This window comes from Alcaligenes faecalis (assembly GCF_002443155.1).
Taxonomy (GTDB): domain Bacteria; phylum Pseudomonadota; class Gammaproteobacteria; order Burkholderiales; family Burkholderiaceae_B; genus Alcaligenes; species Alcaligenes faecalis.
In genome coordinates, this window is sequence record NZ_CP023667.1 from 1,352,478 (window position 1) to 1,371,557 (window position 19,080).

General features: G+C 55.8%; 14 protein-coding genes and 1 tRNA gene. 9 read left to right on the forward strand and 6 right to left on the reverse strand.

The annotated features are described in order from the left end of the window. Positions 1 to 49 precede the first annotated feature (49 nt). Positions 50 to 958, forward strand: coding sequence for an arsenic resistance protein (locus CPY64_RS06215; protein ID WP_042488005.1), 909 nt, complete (start codon positions 50 to 52; stop codon positions 956 to 958). Positions 959 to 1,323: 365 nt separating this feature from the next. Further along, entirely contained in the window at positions 1,324 to 1,860 is a 537-nt protein-coding gene (locus CPY64_RS06220) for an AmiS/UreI family transporter (protein ID WP_042487788.1), read from the forward strand. A 121-nt stretch (positions 1,861 to 1,981) separates the two neighbouring features. Here CPY64_RS06220 and soxR read toward each other — a convergent pair whose 3' ends face one another. Continuing rightward, a complete protein-coding gene (soxR, locus tag CPY64_RS06225; RefSeq protein ID WP_042487785.1) occupies positions 1,982 to 2,440 on the reverse strand; it encodes a redox-sensitive transcriptional activator SoxR in 459 nt (152 codons plus the stop codon). Positions 2,441 to 2,656: 216 nt separating this feature from the next. Between soxR and CPY64_RS06230 the strand changes: the two genes are divergently transcribed. Together CPY64_RS06230 and CPY64_RS06240 are read left to right on the forward strand one after the other, a co-directional pair. Further along, complete coding sequence (locus tag CPY64_RS06230) at positions 2,657 to 4,042, forward strand: MFS transporter (protein ID WP_373862642.1); 1,386 nt, start codon at positions 2,657 to 2,659, stop codon at positions 4,040 to 4,042. Positions 4,043 to 4,685: 643 nt separating this feature from the next. Further along, positions 4,686 to 5,876, forward strand: a complete 1,191-nt coding sequence (locus CPY64_RS06240) for an ISL3 family transposase (RefSeq protein ID WP_042489565.1) — start codon at positions 4,686 to 4,688, stop codon at positions 5,874 to 5,876. Between the two features lie 117 nt (positions 5,877 to 5,993). On the opposite strand, the gene CPY64_RS06245 is transcribed toward CPY64_RS06240, so the two are convergent. Further along, positions 5,994 to 6,078 (reverse strand) — tRNA-Leu (locus CPY64_RS06245). Positions 6,079 to 6,201: 123 nt separating this feature from the next. After that, positions 6,202 to 7,413, reverse strand: a complete 1,212-nt coding sequence (locus CPY64_RS06250; protein ID WP_042482025.1) for a CaiB/BaiF CoA transferase family protein — start codon at positions 7,411 to 7,413, stop codon at positions 6,202 to 6,204. 173 nt (positions 7,414 to 7,586) lie between these two features. Here CPY64_RS06250 and tig point away from each other — a divergent pair, with 173 nt between their 5' ends. The 4 genes from tig to lon all read left to right on the forward strand — a co-directional run bounded on the left by tig (position 7,587) and on the right by lon (position 13,693). Continuing rightward, the gene (gene tig / locus CPY64_RS06255) at positions 7,587 to 8,897 is read left to right on the forward strand and encodes a trigger factor (RefSeq protein ID WP_042479776.1); all 1,311 of its coding nucleotides are present in this window, start codon (positions 7,587 to 7,589) and stop codon (positions 8,895 to 8,897) included. Beyond that, on the forward strand, positions 8,897 to 9,550 hold the full coding sequence (gene clpP / locus CPY64_RS06260; protein WP_021446711.1) for an ATP-dependent Clp endopeptidase proteolytic subunit ClpP: 654 nt from the start codon (positions 8,897 to 8,899) through the stop codon (positions 9,548 to 9,550). Before tig ends, clpP begins: the two co-directional genes overlap by 1 nt. A 100-nt stretch (positions 9,551 to 9,650) precedes the next feature. Then, a complete protein-coding gene (clpX, locus tag CPY64_RS06265; RefSeq protein ID WP_042482027.1) occupies positions 9,651 to 10,952 on the forward strand; it encodes an ATP-dependent Clp protease ATP-binding subunit ClpX in 1,302 nt (433 codons plus the stop codon). A gap of 275 nt (positions 10,953 to 11,227) precedes the next feature. Further along, positions 11,228 to 13,693 (forward strand): endopeptidase La, encoded by a 2,466-nt coding sequence (gene lon / locus CPY64_RS06270; protein WP_042479780.1) that lies wholly within the window; start codon positions 11,228 to 11,230, stop codon positions 13,691 to 13,693. 398 nt (positions 13,694 to 14,091) lie between these two features. Here the strand turns inward: lon and lexA are convergent, their stop codons facing one another. The 3 genes from lexA to CPY64_RS06285 form a co-directional block, all read right to left on the reverse strand. Next, positions 14,092 to 14,751, reverse strand: a complete 660-nt coding sequence (gene lexA / locus CPY64_RS06275) for a transcriptional repressor LexA (RefSeq protein ID WP_042479782.1) — start codon at positions 14,749 to 14,751, stop codon at positions 14,092 to 14,094. A gap of 105 nt (positions 14,752 to 14,856) precedes the next feature. Continuing rightward, positions 14,857 to 15,417, reverse strand: coding sequence for a GNAT family N-acetyltransferase (locus CPY64_RS06280; RefSeq protein ID WP_042479785.1), 561 nt, complete (start codon positions 15,415 to 15,417; stop codon positions 14,857 to 14,859). A gap of 72 nt (positions 15,418 to 15,489) precedes the next feature. Beyond that, positions 15,490 to 16,692: an amino acid aminotransferase gene (locus CPY64_RS06285; RefSeq protein ID WP_042479787.1), complete on the reverse strand. Its 1,203-nt coding sequence runs from the start codon at positions 16,690 to 16,692 to the stop codon at positions 15,490 to 15,492. 84 nt (positions 16,693 to 16,776) lie between these two features. On the opposite strand from CPY64_RS06285, the gene uvrB reads away from it, so the two are divergent. Next, a complete protein-coding gene (uvrB, locus tag CPY64_RS06290) occupies positions 16,777 to 18,798 on the forward strand; it encodes an excinuclease ABC subunit UvrB (RefSeq protein WP_042479789.1) in 2,022 nt (673 codons plus the stop codon). The last annotated feature ends 282 nt before the right edge of the window (positions 18,799 to 19,080 follow it).

Sequence of the window (19,080 nt, forward strand, 5' to 3'; positions counted from 1 at the left end):
GATTCGCGATGTGTTAGAAAGCCGGCAAATTGCCATTTATTTTGTGGCGATGCTATTGGCCGGTTTGATGGCCAGTGTCTGGGTGATGCCAGCCAGTCTGGTCGACTGGATCAACCCGACGCTGGCTTTCATGCTGTATGTCACCTTCCTGCAGGTGCCCGTTTCTCAACTGGGTAAAGCGCTGACTCAACTGCGCTTTTTGGCCGTGCTGCTGGTGGCCAACTTTTGCCTGATCCCTCTCTTTGTCTTTGCCTTGCTGCCCTTGCTGCCGGATCACACCATGCTGCGTCTGGGGGTGCTGCTGGTCTTGCTGACTCCTTGCATCGACTACGTTGTCACGTTTGCCCAACTGGGCCGGGCCGATGCGCGAAGCTTGCTGGCGGCCACGCCGGTGCTGCTTGTGGTGCAAATGCTGCTTTTACCCTTGTTTTTGAAGTTGGCCTTGGGGGAGCAGTTTGGTCTGTATATCAAGGCCGGGCCTTTTTTGGACGCTTTCTTTTTTCTGATTCTGATTCCACTGCTCTTGGCGGCGGCGACTCAATATCTTGCTGATAAAAGTCGTGTCTGGGCGCAGATCCAGACGGGCTTGGGCGTGGCGCCGGTTCCGGCTACCGCCCTGGTGCTGTTTATCGTGGTAGCCGCCGTTTTGCGGCAATTGGAGCCTGCGCTGGATGTCTTGTGGCGCGTAGTGCCGGTGTACGTCCTGTTTGCTGTCCTGGCTCCCGTCATCGGCTGGGTGCTGGCGCGACAAGCGCGCCTGGCTGTTCCCTTGCGACGGGCCGTGGCCTTTAGCAGTGCGACTCGTAATTCCCTGGTTGTGCTGCCTTTGGCCCTTGCTATTCCAGGTGCCTTGCCCTTGTTGCCCGCCATTATTTTGACCCAGACCTTGGTGGAGTTGCTGGCGCAACTGGTCTATGTGCGCGTATTGGCTCGTTGGGGACAAAACCAGCGGGCTTGAACACGGTCAGGAAGGAGCGCTTTGTTGGCTTGCGGAGCTTACTGACCGCGTAACTGTTCTGAATGCGATGTTATTCAAGTCATTGATCTGACGGGTTTTTTCTGCTTTTAGCATGGTTTGATGCTCAGACGCAGCCTGTAACGGCGGCTCTCATTCTGTCCGCGAAAAATTTCTGTTTTTCAGCATGGATTTTCACCAGAAAACCGCCGTAAAAATGCGCGGTTTTTTCTTATAGAGCTTATAAAAAAACATACATGGCGATTGGACCGCCAAGCTCTATGATCTGCTCCGCCTCGGCTCTGAGTGCAACATCATGTTGCGGGCATGTTCTGTGTCCGCTTTCTATTACTTAGGAAAACTTCAAAATGCTAGTTGCCGCTTTTCTGGCGTTTGCAGGCCTGTGCCTGTTCGTTAATGGTGTTCGTCTCTATTACTCTGAAGGCCATCACGCGAGCAGGCTGGTGGATGCTAAAGATGCTGCCATCGTCAATTTGTTCACTGCCGTGCTGGGATTCATCTGCATGGCCCACATCCTGAATCCGGCCAACAGCACCGTGTACTCGCCCTTGTCCGCCATTTACCTGGGCCTGTTTGCCCTGACCTATTTCTGGGTGGGGGTGAACGCCTTTACTGGCAGTGACGGCCGGGCGCTGGGCTGGTATTCCTTGGTGGTGGCTTGTATCGCCGTTCCTGCCGCGATTACCAATCTGAGTCTTGCCGAGCGGATTTTCGATTACTGGCAAGTGCTGAGCTGGCTGTCCTGGGCCGTGCTGTGGTTCATGTTCTTCTTGCTGCTGGTTCTGAACAAGCCCATTGCTCGATTGACGGGCATGGTGTCCGCCGTGCAGGGCGTGCTGACGGCTTTGCTGCCTGCCTTGCTGTATTTCTGGGGCGTGATTTAAAGCGGTTTAGTACTCGCTTGATAAACATCCCCATAAGAACGGGCCCGGCGTCCCGGCCGGGCCCTCAAGGGCGGCATTGAACGCTCTTTGCTCAACGGATCAGATCCTGCTGCTAAGCGCATTAAATGGCGTTCTTCTGACTCAGTAACACAGCCCCATCTCCCACCAATGACAATTGGTCCCCCGGATTTCGTAACGGGCAATTCGTCATGGACAAGCATCCACAGCCTATGCATCCATCCAGCTCATCACGCAGTTGGGTCAGGCTGCGGATCCGATCATTGAGCATGTCGCGCCAGCGGGTCGAGAGCAGTGCCCAGTCCTTGGCCTGGAGGGGCTTGCCGGATGGCAGTTCATCCAAGGCCTCCTTGATTGTTGCCAGCGGAATACCCGCTCTTTGAGCAATTTTGATTACCGCGATCTTTCGCAAAACCTCGCGGTGATAGCGGCGCTGATTGCCATCGCTGCGCCAGCCTTGAATCAAGCCTTTGGTCTCATAGTGATGCACGGTGGCAATAGTCACTCCGCTGCGGCGTGCAACTTCGCCTACCGATAGCGGGACAGTAATGTCGATTTTCATGGTGACGGATTCTCTTGACCTCATCTATACATGAGGTTTTATAAAAGACGACTCTTGCCCCTGCAAGCTCTTTGAGCAACTGGGCGTCTTATTGTGAACGAGTCGAGATCTTATGAAGAATCAGCAAGCCCCTGCGGGCGAGGTGTCAGCGGCACCAGGCCAGTTGGCCGCGAAGGGAGGGCAGGGGGCGTCCAGCCAGTCAGCCTGGGGGAGTTATTGTCTGGCGCCAATGCCATGCGTGCGCTGGTGCTGGCGGGCGGTGTGGTGCTGCATGCTGTCAATGTCTATATTGCGACCACCATTTTGCCTACGGTGGTGCAGGATATCGGCGGACTGGATTTATATGCCTGGAACACGACCTTGTTTGTGGTGGCATCCATCCTGGGTTCGGCCTTGTCCCCCAAGTTGCTGGCCATGACAGGGCCTAAAGGAAGCTATGGCTTGGCCGCCGTGATCTTTGCGGTGGGGGCGGTGATTTGTGCGGCGGCACCCAGCATGTCCATTTTGCTGTTCGGTCGCTTTGTTCAGGGCATAGGTGGGGGTTTTCTCTTTGCCTTGGCCTACGCCATGATTCGCGTGGTTTTTGCCGAGCAGTTATGGCCCCGTGCGATGGCTTTGGTATCGGGCATGTGGGGTGTAGCCACCCTTGCAGGCCCGGCTATCGGCGGCGTGTTTGCGGAGTGGGGCATGTGGCGGGCTGCTTTTGGAGCCGTTGCCCTGATCGCAGTTCTTTTTGCTGTAGTGGCTTCTGGCGTCTTGCCCAAACGGGAGCCCCAATCCGGCACTGGGGTCAAGGCATCTATCCCGTTGATTCAGCTGATTTTATTGACGCTGGCTGTGCTGGCTATTTCTGCGGGGAGTACGTCGGCAGAGCTGGCGCACAATGTCCTGGGCCTGGCGCTGGCGTTCGTGCTGGGTGCCGCCTTGATTGCTGTCGGAAAACGTTCGCCAAGCAGCTTGTTGCCGTCGGGGACATTTCGGTTGCGTTCCGAGATTGCCGGTTGGTATGCCTTGATGTCCTTGTTGGTGTTGACTGTCACTAGCGGAGAGGTCTTTGCACCGCTTTTCCTGCAAGTTTTGCATCAGCAGTCTCCTTTGGTGGCGGGCTACCTGGCCGCCTTGATGGGAGCGGGTTGGACGGTGGGGGCGGTCATCAGCTCGGGGCTGAGTGGACGGGCGATTGAGCGGGCGATTCTGGCCGGGCCGCTTTGCGGCTTGCTGGGCATGGTCGGGCTCGCCTTTCTGGTGCCGGAGACCAGCACGGGACTGTTTCTGGATCTGGTACCGATTTGTTTGGCACTGGCGCTGATCGGCTTGGGGGTAGGGCTGGCCTGGCCCCACTTGCTGATACGGGTGTTAAAAGCCGCTTCCGCTCAGGAGCAAGAACTGGCCGGGGCATCCATCACCACCATTCAGCTCTTTGCAACGGCCAGCGGGGCGGCTTTGGCGGGGATGGTTGCCAATGCAGGTGGACTTATTCATCCGGGTGGAGTGGAGGGGACGCGTCAGGCTGCTTATTATCTATTTAGCGTGTTTGCCGTCGCGCCGCTGTTTGGGATTGTAGTTGCAGGGAACTGCAGGGCTAAAAAACAGTCTGATTAAAAGGAAGTGCAAGCCTGTTTTCGTGTCCGTACTACGTTTCCGGAGAACGCTTGATCTGATGACGTGGTGCCCTATTGCAGTGGGGTTAATACTGGAAGGCTGGTGATTTTCCACCATTGCTATAGTATTTAGTGCAATTAACGCGTGGCTTGCATACTTTTGATTGTTACGTGAAGGAGGTTTGGACGTGAATGGTATCCTTTCTCCCCATCCAGCTCCCAGGCCCAATCCGGAACCTAAGCCCATGCGTTGGCCTAGTGACTTCCCGGGCAAGCATGACAGGCAGGATTAACTAGCTTGATGAATAAAGCCGCTCCACTCAGGCGGCTTTTTTATGTCCGGAAAATCGTGTTCCAGTCAGCGTTATGCCCTGCTTTGCAGTTGTTTTGGCGCAAGGCATGGCGAGTGTATGCACAGCAAAAAGAGAATCAAGCCGTGCAGCGCGATGTCTTCAGGAGCAACAAAAAAGCGCCTGAAGTAAGGTGCTGTTTCATGAGTGGGTACTACTGATCGCCAGTACCTGGAAACAAGCGGTAAAAGCCAGTTGGGGAGTAGAAAAACTGGCTCTACATCATAAAAGGGGGACGATCGACATTCGCTAGACTTGTTTTTGCGAAGAACCTGTCTAACGGAAGCAATGCCGATGTCCCCAATCGATTCTATCCTAGGGATCCCTGGGCTGGTGGTCCAGGCTGTCAAACGAACAAAGGATATTCATGTATGGGCGCGGCCGCGTAAGCGGCCCGCCTGCTTGCATTGCGCAGGCAACCAAGTGCGCATCAAGGCGACTCATCAACGCACGCTCAAGCACACGCGACAGGGCAATAAGCTGGTCGTGCTGCACCTGCGCGTTCCCAAGTACCACTGCACCGACTGCAACCGGTATTTTCGCCACCGTTTCGCCGGGATTCTGCCCCGGCTACGTTCGACCGAGACGTATCGGTTGGAGGTCTTTGAGGCCCACGAGGGTGGCGTGAGTCAGCGCAAGCTGACCCATACGCACCGCGTCGGTAGTGCGACGGTGGAGCGCTGGTATCAGTCGTTCATCAAGCGACGCGTGTCGGAGCTCTCTGGGCGCAGCTGCCCGCAGGTGCTTGGGATTGATGAACACTTCTTCACTCGCAAACGCGGTTACGCCACCACGCTGGTCGACCTGAAGAATCACAAAGTATTCGATGTCGTGTTGGGCCGCTCAGAGGCGAGTTTGCGCAGCTATTTGAAACGCTTGCCGGGTAAGGAGAATGTGCGGGTGATCGTGATGGATCTGTCCGAGACGTATCGCCGGATCGCTCAGCAGTACTTCCCCAATGCCATCATCGTGGCTGACCGTTTCCATGTCGTGCGCCTGGTGAACCAGCACTTCCTGAAGCTGTGGCAGCAGTATGACCCCCAGGGTCGCAAGAACCGGGGGTTGCTCAGCCTGATGCGCCGTCACCATTGGAAGCTGACCGCCATGCAGAAGGAGAATCTGCATCAGTACTTGGCTCAGGAGCCGGTGCTGCGGGCGCTGTACTTCGCCAAGCAGCAGTTAAATGGATTCTTGGTGATGAAGAGCTTGAAAAGAAAGAGGGCTCAAAAGATGATGCCCCAATTCCTGGCGTTGATTGAGCAGTTTGAGCAGAGCCCGGCCAGGGCGCTGGCCGCCACATTAAAATCATGGCTCGAACCCATCGTCAGGATGTGGCGATTCACCAAGTCCAACGGCATTACTGAAGGCTTCCACACCAAGATGGAAATGCTCTCACGCCGTGCGTATGGGTTCAGGAACTTTGAGAATTACCGCATGAGAGTCTTGGCTCAGTGCGGGTGGAGCGGTGTGATCAACCGTGTCTAGTGAATGCGCATCCCCCGCTTATGGGGTAGAGCCTGTAAAAGCCAGTTGGGGAGTAGAAAAACTGAACCGTTGATTTTGCTTAAAAGTGATTTTTTTGAATCAACGGTTTTCGTTTGATGGTGCGAACGGAGAGACTCGAACTCTCACACCTCTCGGCGCCAGAACCTAAATCTGGTGCGTCTACCAATTCCGCCACGTTCGCAACACGAAAGAAGTAGATTCTAGCGTGGATTTTCACCCTAGGCAAGTAGTCAGCCCTAGGGGAAAGCAAATAGATTAGGGGCCATTCTAATGTGGCCCCCATGCGCTTTTTTACAGTTTTGTTTTATTGGCGTTTTGGGTTTTTGACGATCAAGCCGCGTGCCTGCCAGTCGGCCTGTTGGTCGGCGCTGATGCCCAGCGTATTCAGAATGTCCTCTGTGTCCTGGCCCAAATGGGGAGCCGGGCGGTAGATGCCACCAGGGGTGCTGCTCAGCTTGGGAACAATGCCGGGGACTTTAAGCGGCGTGCCATCCGGCAAATTGCTGTCAAGCAGCATGTCGCGGGCCTGGTAATGGGGGTCGGCTGCAATATCGGCGATGTCGTAAACACGGCCTGCCGGAACGCCAGCCTGGTCAAGAATCTCCAGTACCTTGTCCAGCTCCAGGGCGCTGGCCCAGTGACCGATAGCGGCATCGATGACACCTGCATTCCGTGCGCGACCATCGTTGTGAGCATAGTCGGGATTTTCTGCCATATCGGCGCGGCCAATGGCGCTCATCAAACGCTTGAAAATGCTGTCGCCATTTCCCGCAATCAGGGCATATTTACCATCTTTGCAGACATAGGCATTGCTGGGGGTGATGCCGGGCAAGCTGCTGCCTGCCGGTTCGCGTATGGCTCCAAAAGCGGAGTACTCCGGCAGCAGGCTTTCCATCATGTTGAAGACAGATTCATATAAGGCCACGTCAATATATTGACCTTCGCCTTTATTCTGCTCGCGTTGACGCAAGGCCATCATGATGCCGATGACGCCGTGCAGGGCGGCGAGGGAATCGCCGATGGAGACGCCAACGCGCACGGGTGGCCGTCCTGCTTCACCACTGAGATGTCGCAAACCACCCATGGCTTCGCCAATCACACCAAAACCGGGTTTGTCCTTGTAGGGGCCTGTCTGCCCATAGCCCGACACGCGCAGCATGATCAGGCCCGGGTTGATGGCTTTCAGCTCTTCCCAGCCCAACCCCCATTCTTCCAGGGCGCCGGGACGGAAGTTCTCGATCAGGATGTCACACTCTTTTACCAGTGCCCGGACCACCTCCTGGCATTCCGCTTGTCGCAGGTCCAAAGCCAGAGACTTTTTGTTACGGGATTGCACCTCCCACCAGACCGAGTTACCGTCATGCAGCAAACGCCATTTACGCAAGGGGTCGCCGCCTTTAGGGGATTCGATCTTGATGACGTCCGCGCCAAACTCGCCCAGGATCTTGGCGGCAAAGGGGCCGGCGATCAGTTGGCCCAGTTCCAGGACCCGGATGCCGCCTAAAGGGGTATTCATGTGCATGTCAGTCTTGCGTAGGGAAGGTAAAGTAAGGGATCATAGTCCGGCACGGCTGTATTGTCTTGACAGGAAATTATGATTCAAAATACGTTTGTTTGGATTTACCGTGCCAGTTTCCGGTAAAATGCCGGATTACTCTTATCAATTACTCAATTTAATATAGGTCTTCAATGCAGCCCGAGGTTGAAATTCTGTCCGGCTTGGAGCGCCGAGTCGATGTGGTCGTTTCGGTGGCCGACGTAGAAAAACAAGTCCAGGCCCAGCTCAAGCGTGTGGCTCGTACGGCCAAGGTACAGGGCTTCCGTCCCGGTAAAGCGCCTTTGTCCGTTGTCGAGCGCAGCCACGGCCCTGGTATCCGTTACGACGCCATCAACGAAGAGATCGGCAAAGCCCTGGACAAAGTGATCCAGGACTCCAAATTGCGCGTTGCCGGCACTCCTAATCTGGAAGCCAAAGAAGGCGAGCCTGCTGAAGGCACCATGGCCTTTACCGCAACTTTCGAAGTTTACCCAGAAGTGGCTCTGCCTGATCTGTCCAAACTGGAAATCAAGCGTGCTACCACGCCAGTGACTGACGAAGACATCCAGCGCACCGTAGACGTGCTGCGCAAGCAACGCGCCAACTACGAATCCAGCGCTGATCGCGAAGCCCAGGAAGATGACCGCATCACTCTGGACTTTGTGGGCACCATCGACGGCGTCGCCTTTGAAGGCGGTAGCGCTGAGGGTTTCCAGTACCTGCAAGGTCGTGGCCGCATGCTGCCCGAGTTTGAAACTGCCGTTGCCGGCATGAAAGCAGGCGAAACCAAAACATTCCCCCTGGAATTTCCTGCCGACTACACCGGCAAGGAAGTGGCTGGCAAAACGGCCGAATTCAAGATCACCGTGACAGACGTGGCCCAGCCTGTTCTGCCCGAAATGGATGCTGAGTTTGCCAAGTCCCTGGGTCAGGCTGAAGGTGATGTGGACGCTTTGCTGGCCGACATCCGTGCCAACATCGAACGCGAAATCAAGGCTCGTGTGCACGCTCGCAACAAATCCGCCGTGATGGACGCTTTGCTGTCTGCCAGCGAATTTGACGTGCCCAAGGCTCTGGTGGACAACGACGTGCAAGGTCGCATCGCTTCGGCTCGCGCTGAACTGAAAGACCGTGGCGTGCCAGACGCAGACAAGATGCCTATCCCTGCCGAGGCGTTCCAGGAAGAATCCACCCGCCGCGTGCGTCTGGGTCTGCTGGTCTCCGAGTTGGTCAAGGCTGCTGAACTGCAAGCCAAGCCCGAGCAGGTTCGTGCCCGCATCGAAGAATTTGCCCAGAACTACGAACAGCCCGCCCAAGTGGTGGCCTACTACTTGTCCGATCGCCAGCGTCGCGCCGAGATTGAGGCAGTGGTACTCGAAGACAACGTCGTCGAGCACGTACTGTCCCAGGCCAAGGTGTCCGACGAGGAGGTGGCGTTCGACCAAATCATGGGAACCAACTAATGTCGTCAACCTTTGTCGACTTCTACGCCTCAATGCATGGGGGGCAATCCGTTGCCCCTACGGGTTTGGGCTACGTGCCTATCGTGATCGAGCAGTCCGGTCGTGGAGAGCGGTCTTACGACATCTACTCCCGCCTGCTGCGCGAGCGCATCATCTTTCTGGTGGGCCCGGTTCACGACAACTCGGCCAACCTGATTGTGGCCCAGCTGCTGTTTCTGGAGTCGGAAAATCCTGAGAAGGATATTTCGCTCTACATCAACTCGCCCGGTGGTTCGGTCTATGCAGGCCTGGCCATCTACGACACGATGCAGTTCGTCAAGCCGGAAGTCTCGACATTGTGTACCGGCATGGCTGCCAGCATGGGCGCTTTCTTGCTGTCTTCGGGCGTCAAGGGCAAGCGTCTCGCCTTGCCTAACTCGCGCATCATGATTCACCAGCCTTCGGGCGGTGCGCGAGGCCAGGCTTCCGACATCCAGATTCAGGCCAAGGAAATCCTGAGCCTGCGTGAACGCTTGAACAAGATCCTGGCCGAAAACTGCGGTCAGCCTGTCGAGCGTATCGAGCTGGATACCGAGCGTGACAACTTCATGGCAGCTGAAGACGCTGTGGCCTACGGCCTGATCGACAAGGTGATGAACACTCGTGACGAGTAATCATCTGTCCCCACGGGGATCGATCTGAAGCAGTACTATGGCTGTTCGGGGGCGGGACTTGTTCCCGTCCTTTTACCATCCTGAAGTGAAATTTAAATTTATGTCCGAAAAGAAATCGGCCGACGAGAAAGTTCTGCATTGCTCGTTTTGCAATAAAAGCCAGCATGAGGTCAAGAAACTGATCGCTGGACCTTCGTCCGTGTTCATCTGCGACGAATGTATTGATCTGTGTACCGATATCATTCGTGACGAAGCTGCGGGCGCCACTCCTGATGGTGAACGTAAGGAATTGCCCACCCCCCAGGAAATCAAAGAGTTTCTGGATGGGTATGTTATTGGCCAGGAAATGCCCAAGCGCACCTTGGCCGTAGCGGTGTACAACCACTACAAGCGAATTCGTAACGGCAAGCCAGGCCGTGACGATGTGGAACTGTCCAAAAGTAATATCTTGCTGATCGGCCCTACGGGTTCGGGCAAAACGCTGCTGGCCCAAACACTGGCCCGCATGCTGGATGTGCCTTTTGTGATGGCTGACGCTACCACGCTGACCGAAGCTGGTTACGTGGGTGAGGACGTCGAGAACATCGTTCAAAAACTGCTGCAAAATTGCGATTACGATGTGGAAAAAGCGCAACGCGCCATTATCTACATCGACGAAATCGACAAGATTTCCCGCAAATCGGATAACCCTTCGATCACCCGCGACGTGTCGGGCGAGGGCGTGCAACAGGCACTGCTCAAGCTGATCGAAGGAACAGTAGCTTCGGTGCCCCCACAAGGCGGCCGCAAGCACCCCAACCAGGACTTTGTGCAGGTTGATACCACCAGCATTCTGTTCATCGTCGGTGGTGCCTTTGATGGCCTGGAAAAGGTGATTCGTGACCGTACAGAAAAATCCGGTATCGGTTTTTCTGCCTCGGTGAAAGCCAAGTCCGAGCGTGGTGTAGGCGAGCTGTTCTCTGAGGCCGAGCCCGAGGATCTGATCAAGTTCGGCCTGATCCCCGAGCTGGTAGGTCGTTTGCCTGTGGTTGCCACTCTGGAAGAGCTGCACGAAGACGCACTGATCCGCATTTTGACCGAGCCGCGCAATGCCTTGGTCAAGCAGTTCCAGAAGCTGCTGAGCATGGAAGGCGTAGAGCTGGAAGTTCAGCCCGAAGCCCTGCGTGCCGTGGCCCAACGTGCCATCAAGCGTCGTACCGGCGCCCGTGGTCTGCGCAGCATTGTCGAGCAAGCCTTGCTGGACACCATGTACGAACTGCCCTCGCGCAAGGACGTCAGCAAAGTGGTGCTGACCGAGGATGCGGTTGTTGGAAAGAGTAAACCCGAATTGATTTTGGGTCGCCCTTTGTCCGATAGTGAAGCCAGTGACTCTGAGTCGCCCTTGAAAAACGCAGTAGCTTAGAGATATCTCCTTGTTTGTGCTCTGTCTGGCTTTGGCCAGAAGGGCACAGGCAAGACAGGGCGGCAGGCGAAGGCAAAGAGAAAGGAGTGGGTATCCATGATGACCACCACACGTAACAATACGTCTTTCTTTAACTCTGTAAAGTTCTGTTCTAATGTTCATTCGGACTACTTGAAATATCCAAATTCGCCACAATCTGAGCTACAACAGGTTAAACCGTGAAAGGGAAGCCCAGGCTTCCCTTTTGCGTCTAAGGACATTTATAGGAAATGACTATGTCTGCGAGCCAGATTCTTTCTACGGAACCTATTGAGCTGCCGCTGCTTCCCTTGCGCGATGTAGTGGTGTTCCCTCACATGGTGATTCCGCTTTTTGTTGGTCGGCCTCGCTCGATTAAAGCTCTTGAGCTGGCAATGGAGTCCGGCAACAACATTATGTTGGTGGCGCAAAAGTCCGCAGGCAAGGATGATCCCGCTCCCGAGGATCTCTACGAAATTGCGTGTGCGGCCAGTATTTTGCAAATGCTCAAGCTGCCCGACGGCACCGTAAAAGTGCTGGTGGAAGGCTTGCAGCGTGCTCGAATCACCCAGGTACAGGATGCCGAAACCCACTTCATGGCCTCGGTGGTCGAAGTGCCCGGCGACGCTGGGGATGCGGCTGAAACCGAAGCCTTGCGCCGTGCGGTGCTGGGCCAGTTCGAACAGTACGTCAAACTGAATAAAAAAATCCCTCAGGAAATTCTGACTTCCCTGACCGGGATTGATGATGCCGGCCGCCTGGCTGACACCATCGCTGCGCATTTGCCGCTGAAGCTGGAACAAAAGCAGGGCATGCTGGAAACGCCCAAGGCCTTGGAGCGTCTGGAAGGCCTGCTGTCGCAACTGGAAGGCGAAATTGACATCTTGCAGGTCGAGAAGCGTATTCGCGGCCGTGTGAAAAAGCAGATGGAAAAGAGCCAGCGCGACTACTACCTGAACGAGCAGGTCAAGGCGATTCAGAAAGAGCTGGGCGAAGGCGAGGACGGTGCGGATGTCGAAGAGCTGGAAAAACGCATCGAACAGGCTCAACTGAGCAAAGAAGCGCTCAAGAAAGCCGAATCCGAAATGAAAAAGCTCAAGCTGATGTCGCCGATGTCAGCCGAAGCCACGGTCGTGCGCAACTACATCGAAACGCTGGTAGGCCTGCCTTGGCGCAAAAAGAGCCGTATCAACAACTCCTTGAGCAACGCCGAGGAAGTATTGGATGCGGATCACTTTGGTCTGGAAAAGGTCAAAGAGCGCATTGTCGAGTACCTGGCTGTGCAGCAACGCGTCGACAAGCTGAAGGCTCCGATTCTGTGTCTGGTTGGCCCTCCAGGCGTGGGTAAAACCTCGCTGGGTCAGTCCATCGCCAAGGCAACGAACCGCAAGTTCATTCGCATGGCTTTGGGTGGCGTGCGTGACGAGGCCGAGATTCGCGGTCACCGTCGTACCTACATCGGCTCCATGCCCGGCAAGGTTGTTCAGAACATGAGCAAGGTGGGTGTACGTAACCCGCTGTTCCTGCTGGACGAGATCGACAAGATGGGCGCGGATTTCCGTGGCGATCCATCCTCGGCATTGCTGGAGGTTCTGGACCCCGAACAAAACCACACCTTCCAGGATCACTACCTGGAAGTGGACTACGACTTGTCCGATGTGATGTTCGTGGCAACCAGCAATACCTTGAACATTCCACCGGCCCTGCTGGACCGTATGGAAGTGATTCGTCTGTCCGGCTATACCGAAGACGAGAAGGTACGCATTGCGTTCGATTACCTCTTGCCCAAGCTGATGAAGAACAACGGCGTGCGCGAGGGTGAACTGGAAGTGACAGAAGACGCGGTACGCGACATCGTGCGTTACTACACACGTGAAGCGGGTGTGCGTTCGCTGGAACGTGAAATCAGCAAGATCTGCCGCAAGGTGGTTCGCAAGCTGCTGGTGGCTAATCCACAAGCCGGTACGCGTGCGGCTCGCAACAAGACACTGACTCAGGAAACCTTGGTCGTGAATGCGGCGAATCTGAACGATTATCTGGGCGTACGTCGTTTCTCCTTCGGCCTGGCCGAAAAAGAGAACAAGGTTGGCCTGGTTACCGGTCTGGCCTGGACTGAGGTGGGCGGTGAGTTGCTGACCATCGAAGTGGCCGATATGCCCGGTAAAGGCAATGTGCTGCGCACCGGCTCGATTGGCGACGTGATGAAAGAGTCGGTTGAAGCGGCTCGCACAGTCGTACGTTCGCGTGCCCAGAAGTGGGGCATTGCCAATAGCGTGTTTGAAAAGCGTGACCTGCACGTGCACTTTCCTGAAGGCGCCACGCCCAAGGATGGTCCATCGGCCGGTATCGCCATCACGACTGCTATCGTGTCCAGCCTGACGGGTATTCCGGTTCGTGCCGACGTGGCCATGACGGGTGAAATCACCTTGCGCGGCGAAGTTCTGCCTATCGGTGGCTTGAAAGAGAAGCTGTTGGCAGCGCAACGCGGCGGTATCAAAACCGTGATGATTCCGGAGGAAAACGTCAAAGACCTGGCCGATATTCCAGATAACGTGAAAAACACGCTGGAGATCATTCCCGTGCGTTGGATTGATCGCGTACTGGAAGTGGCTCTGCAAGACGCTGTAACGCCTCTGAGTGACGAAGAAGTTGCTCGCCTGGCCGCTGAGGCCTTGGCAGCAACGCGTGCCGCTGGCGCTGGCTCTGAGTCCTTCAAGCACTAAGCTTTAGCTTCAGTAAGACGCAAAACAGGCCACCTTGATTTCAAGGTGGCCTGTTTGCTTTTTAGCTGGACTGATCGTGTGTTTGCAGTCAGTCATATTGATTACAAGCAGAGAGTCAGATCTTGTTGGTGGTGCTCACAGTATTGTGCGGGGGCAAGCCTGTTCAACTCGTTCCAGAAGCATAGGCCACTGCCCATACACACTGCAGCAGTGATCTTCGCCGTAGATATAGCGGTAACTATAATCGTCGCTGCCGCTGCTCTGCGTCTACTTCAATCTGCAGAGCGGCATGTATCCTGACTAATAAAAAACCCCATGCACCAAACGGTATATGGGGTTTTTCCTTATCAGGTCCACCCAGCCTATAAAACAGGCTGGGTGACCAAGAGAGGCAGGGCTTAATGCAGTGGGCTGGTACGAATCAGACCAACAGCAATGCCTTCCAAAGACAGGGAATCCGGATCGGTGACGACGATAGGCTCAAAGTCCGGATTCTCGGGCAAGAGGACTACCTGATTGCTGGAGCGCGACAGGCGCTTGACGGTGACATCGTCGCCAATACGGACCACCACGATCTGCCCATTACGTGCTTCGCTGGCTTTCTTGACGGCCAGCAGGTCGCCATCAAAAATGCCGGCGTCTTTCATGCTCAGGCCACGCACGCGCAGCAGGTAATCCGGCGTTTGGGTGAACAGGGTAGGGGCGACGCCAATCTCGCGTTCGATATGCTCGGTAGCCAGAATAGGGCTACCGGCAGCCACGCGACCAATAATGGGCAGCAAGAGGGCATCAGCCAGATTGGCCAGGGCGCTGCTGCTGGGCGCTGCGTTTTCGCGGGTATCCGTGCCGAGCAGGCGTATGCCGCGCGAGGCACCGGCAGTCAATTCGATAGCGCCTTTGCGGGCCAGAGCTTTCAAATGATCCTCTGCCGCATTGGCGGATTTGAAACCCAACACCTGAGCAATCTCAGCTCGAGTAGGAGGGAAACCCGTCCGTTCGATTTCAGAACGGATGATGTCCAGCACTTGTTGTTGGCGTGCAGTGAGCTTGGCGGTCATAGTATTGTCTGCTGAATATATATACAGTAAAGATTGTGCGTTACAGTTGGCGTTTTTGCAAGCGGTGAGGACCTTAAAGGCTTAATTTTTGACCCTTTCGGCTGCTCAGGCGGATTGGGGCCAATCCTTGCGGTCCATGGTGTACAGCACATGAGGTACCAGCTTGTGGCCTGCCGCTACACCGGGGTGATCAAAGGTGCCAGCTTGCTCTGTCATGCCCAGGCGTTGCATGACGGTTTGCGAAGGCAGGTTCAACCGGGCGGTATACGCCACAATTTGCGCCAGGCCCAGCTCGTCAAAGCCAAAGTCCATGCAGGCGCGAGCTGCTTCGGTGGCGTAGCCTTTGCCCCAGTATTCAGGCAGCAGACGCCAAAGCACTTCCACGCAAGGCTGAAAGTACAGATCGGCGGTCGGGCGGTTCAGACCCACCATGCCGATGAAGGCCCCGCTTTCCTTCAGTTCTACTGCCCACGGGCCCCAGCCATGTTCTTCGATCAAGCTTTGGCTACGGTGAGCGATGGCATCACTTTGTGTGCGGTCCAGGGTGGCTGGATAAAAGCGCAGCGCGTGGGGATCGCTATTCAAGCGGAAGAAGGGTTCCAGGTCCGTCGCTTTCCAGGGGCGCAGGAGCAGGCGTTCGGTGTTCAGGGAAATGGCGTCTGTCATGGTAGTACTCCAAGGGCTGGAACGACAACGCCCTTCCGAAGAAGGGCGTTGGGGGCGGTAAGGACAGCCTGCTTATTTCAGGACTTGAGCGATGGCCTTGGCCACGACGTCAATGTTCTGGCTGTTCAGCGCAGCCACGCAGATACGGCCGCTGCTGACAGCGTAAATACCGTGTTCCTGGCGCAGGCGTTCTACTTGTTCGGCTGTCAGACCGGAGTAGGAGAACATGCCGCGCTGTTCCAGCACGAAGTCAAAGTTCTGAGTAGCACCGTGCTCTTTCAGCTTGGCAACCAGTTGGGCGCGCATTTCGCGGATACGATCACGCATGCCGGCCAGTTCGGTAGCCCAGGTTTGAAACAGTTCAGGCGAATTCAGCACGGTGGCCACAACCTTGCCACCGTGTGTGGGCGGGTTGGAGTAGTTGGTGCGAATCACGCGCTTGACCTGGCTCAGCACGCGGGAAGTTTCGTCCTTGCTGGAAGTAACCAGAGTCAGGGCGCCAACGCGCTCGCCGTACAGCGAGAAAGACTTGGAGAACGAGGAACTGATGAACATGGACAGGCCCAGCTTGGCAAACAGGCGCACCACGCTGGCGTCTTCTTCCAGACCGGCACCAAAGCCTTGGTAAGCGATGTCCAGGAAAGGAACCAGTTGACGCTCTTTGATCAGCTCAGCGATCTGGGTCCATTGTTCCATGCTGGGATCCACGCCGGTAGGGTTGTGGCAGCAAGCGTGCAGGATCACGATGGACTGGGCAGGCATCGTGCGCAGCGAGGCGATCATGCCGTCAAAGTTCAGGCCATGAGTTGCGGCATCGTAGTAAGCGTAGGTGTTGACCTTGAAGCCGGCGCGCTCGAACAGAGCACGGTGGTTTTCCCAGCTGGGATCGCTGATGTAAACCTCGGACTGGGGCAGCAGTTGCTGCAGGAAGTCGGCACCGATTTTCAGTGCGCCTGTGCCGCCCAGGGATTGCACGGTCAAGGCTCGGCCTTCGGCAATGATGGGGGAGTCGGCACCTAGCAACAGAGTTTGAGCACCCAGATTGTAGGTATTGATACCTTCGATAGGCAGGTAGCTGCGCGCGGCGGCCTTGCTCATCATGGCTTCTTCAGCCTTTTGAACAGCCTGCAAAATGGGGATACGCCCTTGATCGTCGTAGTAAACACCGACCCCCAGATTAACTTTGCCGCTGCGTTCGTCGGCATTGTATTGTTCGTTCAAACCCAAAATGGGGTCGCGTGGAGCCAGTTCGACGGTTTCGAAGAGCGATGTCATGATGATATGGGGGCGTTAGTGCGGAAAGGTAGAAAAACAAAGCATTAATGTGATAATACGGGCTTACCCTAAAGTGTGTCTAGCATGAAATTTGAGCCTGCCTTTCAAGAATTTCCGGGGAGTTCCTTCAAACTTTTCCAACCTTATTTGCCCGCCGGCGACCAGCCCGCGGCAATTGAGCAGTTGGTTGAGGGGATTGATGACGGCTTGATGTACCAGACCCTTTTGGGGGTAACGGGCTCAGGCAAGACCTATACGATGGCGAATATTATTGCTCGCACCGGGCGTCCGGCCATTGTTCTGGCACCCAATAAAACCCTGGCTGCGCAGTTGTACGCCGAGATGCGCGAGTTTTTTCCACGCAACGCCGTGGAGTACTTCGTGTCTTACTACGATTACTACCAGCCCGAGGCCTATGTGCCATCGCGTGATCTGTTTATTGAAAAGGACTCGTCCATCAATGAACACATCGAGCAGATGCGCTTGTCGGCCACCAAAAGTCTGCTGGAACGGCCAGACACCATTATTGTGGGCACCGTGTCCTGCATCTACGGTATTGGTAACCCCGGTGATTACCATGCTATGGTGCTGACCTTGCGCAAGGGGGATCGTATCGCCCGCCAGGAGCTGCTGGCGCGTCTGGTCGCCATGCAGTACGAGCGCAACGACCTGGATTTCCAGCGCGGTGTGTTCCGCGCTCGTGGTGAAGTGGTTGATATCTTCCCGGCAGAAAACGCGGAGCTGGCCTTGCGGGTCAGCCTGTTTGATGACGAGATTGAAGAGCTGGAGTTGTTCGATCCGCTGACAGGCAAGGTCGTGCAAAAGCTGAACCGCTTTACCGTGTTCCCCAGTTCGCACTATGTGACACCACGAGAAACTGTGTTGCGGGCGATTGAAACCATCAAGCTGGAACTGCGCGAGCGCCTGGAGTTTCTGACTCGGGAAGGGCATTTGGTCGAGGCCCAACGCCTGGAGCAGCGCACCCGCTTTGATCTGGAGATGTTGCAGGAGCTGGGCTTTTGCAAAGGCATCGAGAACTACTCCCGCCACTTGTCAGGAGCAGCGCCTGGCGATCCGCCGCCGACGCTGATTGACTACCTGCCGCGTAACTCCCTGATGTTTATTGATGAAAGCCACGTCACCATCGGACAGTTGAGCGCCATGTATCGCGGTGACCGCTCGCGTAAAGAGACTCTGGTGCAGTTCGGTTTTCGTCTGCCGTCGGCCATGGATAACCGGCCCCTGAAGCTGGAAGAGTTCGAGCGCCGTATGCCGCAAACCGTGTTCGTATCGGCCACGCCGGCTGCCTACGAGCAAGAGCATGCAGACAATGTGGTTGAACAGGTGGTGCGACCTACTGGCCTGGTGGACCCGGAAATCGAGGTTCGTCCTGCCACTACGCAGGTCGATGATTTGCTGGGTGAAATCAAGCTGCGTACCGCACAGGAAGACCGTGTATTGGTGACGACGCTCACCAAGCGCATGTCCGAAGATCTGACCGAATACTTGTCAGAGAACAGTATCCGCGTGCGTTACTTGCACTCGGACATTGATACGGTGGAACGGGCCGAGATTATCCGGGATCTGCGTTTGGGCGTGTTCGATGTGCTGGTCGGGATTAACTTGCTGCGCGAGGGTCTGGATTTGCCCGAAGTGTCTCTGGTGGCGATTCTGGATGCGGACAAGGAAGGTTTTCTGCGTTCCGAACGCAGCCTGATTCAAACCATAGGTCGGGCCGCACGTAACCTGAATGGTAAAGCCATTCTGTATGCCGACAGAATGACGGACTCCATGCAACGCGCCATCGAAGAAACCGAGCGCCGTCGTGCCAAGCAGATCGCCTTTAACGAAGAGCACGGCATTACGCCGCGCGGCGTGAACAAGGCCGTCCGTGAGTTGATTGATGGTGTTGTTGCTTCGGATCCAACCGCCAGCTTGCGCGAGGATGTGCCAGAAGAGCTGATTCGCGACGAGAAGGCTGCGGCACGCGAGATCAAGCGTCTGGAAAAGGAAATGATGGATCACGCTCGCAACCTGGAGTTCGAGCAAGCCGCAGCTGCGCGCGACAAGTTGCAAAGGCTCAAGGCCAAGCTGTTGATGGCCTGAGGGCTTGGGCTTGGTGCTTCTGGTGTCGGGGAAGGGCGCAGGCGACTTCGTTGGAGTCCGTCTTGGACTGAAGTGGTGACCTTCGCCTGAAACCGGATTGCGTGTTCGGTTCCACTCGCGCTTGAGCCCCTCCAGCAAAAGCGGGGCAATTTCATCTTTGATGATGCTTGTTGCATAATTGCAACTAAGCCTGGACGAAAGTACAGAAAAAACACGGTTCCGCTACCGGCTTTCATCACTCGGGTGTATTGCTTGATTTATCTCATCCCGAGAAAGCGGTGT